General features: G+C 50.2%; 1 tRNA gene and 2 rRNA genes. All 3 read left to right on the top strand.

What is annotated here, in order from left to right:
• The first annotated feature begins 48 nt into the window (after positions 1 to 48).
• Positions 49 to 1,594, top strand: a 16S ribosomal RNA gene (locus N8M09_RS10765).
• A gap of 51 nt (positions 1,595 to 1,645) precedes the next feature.
• Positions 1,646 to 1,718 (top strand) — tRNA-Ala (locus tag N8M09_RS10760).
• 122 nt (positions 1,719 to 1,840) lie between these two features.
• A 23S ribosomal RNA gene (locus N8M09_RS10755) occupies positions 1,841 to 4,741 on the top strand.
• The 16S and 23S rRNA genes sit together here with 1 tRNA gene alongside, the layout of an rRNA operon.
• Positions 4,742 to 4,773 lie beyond the last annotated feature (32 nt).

The following is a 4,773-nucleotide window of genomic DNA, read 5'->3' as shown; positions in this document are numbered from 1 at the left end:
AAAAAACAATAAATCTGTCAGTGACAGAAATGAGTGAGAACTCAAACTTTTAATGAGAGTTTGATCCTGGCTCAGGACGAACGCTGGCGGCGTGCCTAATACATGCAAGTAGAACGCTGAAGGAGGAGCTTGCTTCTCTGGATGAGTTGCGAACGGGTGAGTAACGCGTAGGTAACCTGCCTGGTAGCGGGGGATAACTATTGGAAACGATAGCTAATACCGCATAATAGTAGATGTTGCATGACATTTGCTTAAAAGGTGCAATTGCATCACTACCAGATGGACCTGCGTTGTATTAGCTAGTTGGTGGGGTAACGGCTCACCAAGGCGACGATACATAGCCGACCTGAGAGGGTGATCGGCCACACTGGGACTGAGACACGGCCCAGACTCCTACGGGAGGCAGCAGTAGGGAATCTTCGGCAATGGACGGAAGTCTGACCGAGCAACGCCGCGTGAGTGAAGAAGGTTTTCGGATCGTAAAGCTCTGTTGTAAGAGAAGAACGAGTGTGAGAGTGGAAAGTTCACACTGTGACGGTATCTTACCAGAAAGGGACGGCTAACTACGTGCCAGCAGCCGCGGTAATACGTAGGTCCCGAGCGTTGTCCGGATTTATTGGGCGTAAAGCGAGCGCAGGCGGTTAGATAAGTCTGAAGTTAAAGGCTGTGGCTTAACCATAGTACGCTTTGGAAACTGTTTAACTTGAGTGCAAGAGGGGAGAGTGGAATTCCATGTGTAGCGGTGAAATGCGTAGATATATGGAGGAACACCGGTGGCGAAAGCGGCTCTCTGGCTTGTAACTGACGCTGAGGCTCGAAAGCGTGGGGAGCAAACAGGATTAGATACCCTGGTAGTCCACGCCGTAAACGATGAGTGCTAGGTGTTAGACCCTTTCCGGGGTTTAGTGCCGCAGCTAACGCATTAAGCACTCCGCCTGGGGAGTACGACCGCAAGGTTGAAACTCAAAGGAATTGACGGGGGCCCGCACAAGCGGTGGAGCATGTGGTTTAATTCGAAGCAACGCGAAGAACCTTACCAGGTCTTGACATCCCTCTGACCGCTCTAGAGATAGAGTTTTCCTTCGGGACAGAGGTGACAGGTGGTGCATGGTTGTCGTCAGCTCGTGTCGTGAGATGTTGGGTTAAGTCCCGCAACGAGCGCAACCCCTATTGTTAGTTGCCATCATTCAGTTGGGCACTCTAGCGAGACTGCCGGTAATAAACCGGAGGAAGGTGGGGATGACGTCAAATCATCATGCCCCTTATGACCTGGGCTACACACGTGCTACAATGGCTGGTACAACGAGTCGCAAGCCGGTGACGGCAAGCTAATCTCTTAAAGCCAGTCTCAGTTCGGATTGTAGGCTGCAACTCGCCTACATGAAGTCGGAATCGCTAGTAATCGCGGATCAGCACGCCGCGGTGAATACGTTCCCGGGCCTTGTACACACCGCCCGTCACACCACGAGAGTTTGTAACACCCGAAGTCGGTGAGGTAACCGTAAGGAGCCAGCCGCCTAAGGTGGGATAGATGATTGGGGTGAAGTCGTAACAAGGTAGCCGTATCGGAAGGTGCGGCTGGATCACCTCCTTTCTAAGGATAAGGAACTGCGCATTGGTCTTGTTTAGTCTTGAGAGGTCTTGTGGGGCCTTAGCTCAGCTGGGAGAGCGCCTGCTTTGCACGCAGGAGGTCAGCGGTTCGATCCCGCTAGGCTCCATTGGTGAGAGATCACCAAGTAATGCACATTGAAAATTGAATATCTATATCAAATAGTAACAAGAAAATAAACCGAAACGCTGTAGTATTAAAAGAGTTTATGACTGAAAGGTCAGAAAATAAGGTTAAGTTAATAAGGGCGCACGGTGGATGCCTTGGCACTAGGAGCCGAAGAAGGACGTGACAAACGACGATATGCCTTGGGTAGCTGTAAGTAAGCGATGATCCAGGGATTTCCGAATGGGGGAACCCAACAGGTACTACCTGTTACCCGCATCTGTTAAGGATGTGAGGAGGAAGACGCAGTGAACTGAAACATCTAAGTAGCTGCAGGAAGAGAAAGCAAAAGCGATTGCCTTAGTAGCGGCGAGCGAAACGGCAGAAGGGCAAACCGAAGAGTTTACTCTTCGGGGTTGTAGGACTGCAATGTGGACTCAAAGATTATAGAAGAATGATTTGGGAAGATCAGCCAAAGAGAGTAATAGCCTCGTATTTAAAATAGTCTTTGTACCTAGCAGTATCCTGAGTACGGCGGGACACGAGAAATCCCGTCGGAATCTGGGAGGACCATCTCCCAACCCTAAATACTCCCTAGTGACCGATAGTGAACCAGTACCGTGAGGGAAAGGTGAAAAGCACCCCGGGAGGGGAGTGAAATAGAACCTGAAACCGTGTGCCTACAACAAGTTCGAGCCCGTTAATGGGTGAGAGCGTGCCTTTTGTAGAATGAACCGGCGAGTTACGTTATGATGCGAGGTTAAGTTGAAGAGACGGAGCCGTAGGGAAACCGAGTCTGAATAGGGCGGATTAGTATCATGACGTAGACCCGAAACCATGTGACCTACCCATGAGCAGGTTGAAGGTGCGGTAAGACGCACTGGAGGACCGAACCAGGGCACGTTGAAAAGTGCTTGGATGACTTGTGGGTAGCGGAGAAATTCCAAACGAACTTGGAGATAGCTGGTTCTCTCCGAAATAGCTTTAGGGCTAGCGTCGACATTAAGATTCTTGGAGGTAGAGCACTGTTTGGGTGAGGGGTCCATCCCGGATTACCAATCTCAGATAAACTCCGAATGCCAATGAATTATGGTCGGCAGTCAGACTGCGAGTGCTAAGATCCGTAGTCGAAAGGGAAACAGCCCAGACCACCAGCTAAGGTCCCAAAATAATTGTTAAGTGGAAAAGGATGTGGGGTTGCACAGACAACTAGGATGTTAGCTTAGAAGCAGCTATTCATTCAAAGAGTGCGTAATAGCTCACTAGTCGAGTGACCCTGCGCCGAAAATGTACCGGGGCTAAAACAATTTACCGAAGCTGTGGATACCTTTATAGGTATGGTAGGAGAGCGTTCTATGTGTGAAGAAGGTGTACCGTGAGGAGTGCTGGAACGCATAGAAGTGAGAATGCCGGTATGAGTAGCGAAAGACAGGTGAGAATCCTGTCCACCGTAAGACTAAGGTTTCCAGGGGAAGGCTCGTCCGCCCTGGGTTAGTCGGGACCTAAGGAGAGACCGAAAGGTGTATCCGATGGACAACAGGTTGATATTCCTGTACTAGAGTATGTAGTGATGGAGGGACGCAGTAGGCTAACTAAAGCAGACGATTGGAAGAGTCTGTCTAAGCAGTGAGGTGTGATATGAGTCAAATGCTTATATCTGTAACATTGAGCTGTGATGGGGAGCGAAGTTTAGTAGCGAAGTTAGTGACGTCACACTGCCAAGAAAAGCTTCTAGCGTTTAAACATACTCTACCCGTACCGCAAACCGACACAGGTAGTCGAGGCGAGTAGCCTCAGGTGAGCGAGAGAACTCTCGTTAAGGAACTCGGCAAAATGACCCCGTAACTTCGGGAGAAGGGGTGCTGACTTTAAGTCAGCCGCAGTGAATAGGCCCAAGCAACTGTTTATCAAAAACACAGCTCTCTGCTAAATCGTAAGATGATGTATAGGGGGTGACGCCTGCCCGGTGCTGGAAGGTTAAGAGGAGTGCTTAGCGTAAGCGAAGGTATGAATTGAAGCCCCAGTAAACGGCGGCCGTAACTATAACGGTCCTAAGGTAGCGAAATTCCTTGTCGGGTAAGTTCCGACCCGCACGAAAGGCGTAATGATTTGGGCACTGTCTCAACGAGAGACTCGGTGAAATTTTAGTACCTGTGAAGATGCAGGTTACCCGCGACAGGACGGAAAGACCCCATGGAGCTTTACTGCAGTTTGATATTGAGTGTCTGTACCACATGTACAGGATAGGTAGGAGTCTAAGAGATCGGGACGCCAGTTTCGAAGGAGACGTTGTTGGGATACTACCCTTGTGTTATGGCCACTCTAACCCGGATAGGTGATCCCTATCGGAGACAGTGTCTGACGGGCAGTTTGACTGGGGCGGTCGCCTCCTAAAAGGTAACGGAGGCGCCCAAAGGTTCCCTCAGAATGGTTGGAAATCATTCGCAGAGTGTAAAGGTATAAGGGAGCTTGACTGCGAGAGCTACAACTCGAGCAGGGACGAAAGTCGGGCTTAGTGATCCGGTGGTTCCGTATGGAAGGGCCATCGCTCAACGGATAAAAGCTACCCTGGGGATAACAGGCTTATCTCCCCCAAGAGTTCACATCGACGGGGAGGTTTGGCACCTCGATGTCGGCTCGTCGCATCCTGGGGCTGTAGTCGGTCCCAAGGGTTGGGCTGTTCGCCCATTAAAGCGGCACGCGAGCTGGGTTCAGAACGTCGTGAGACAGTTCGGTCCCTATCCGTCGCGGGCGTAGGAAATTTGAGAGGATCTGCTCCTAGTACGAGAGGACCAGAGTGGACTTACCGCTGGTGTACCAGTTGTCTTGCCAAAGGCATCGCTGGGTAGCTATGTAGGGAAGGGATAAACGCTGAAAGCATCTAAGTGTGAAACCCACCTCAAGATGAGATTTCCCATGATTTTATATCAGTAAGAGCCCTGAGAGATGATCAGGTAGATAGGTTAGAAGTGGAAGTGTGGCGACACATGTAGCGGACTAATACTAATAGCTCGAGGACTTATCCAAAGTAACTGAGAATATGAAAGCGTATGGTTTTA

This window comes from Streptococcus mitis (assembly GCF_946190375.1).
In the GTDB taxonomy this organism is placed as follows: domain Bacteria; phylum Bacillota; class Bacilli; order Lactobacillales; family Streptococcaceae; genus Streptococcus; species Streptococcus mitis_CJ.
Note: the sequence above shows the minus strand (reverse complement) of the source record. Positions and strands in the feature narration are given on the sequence as shown.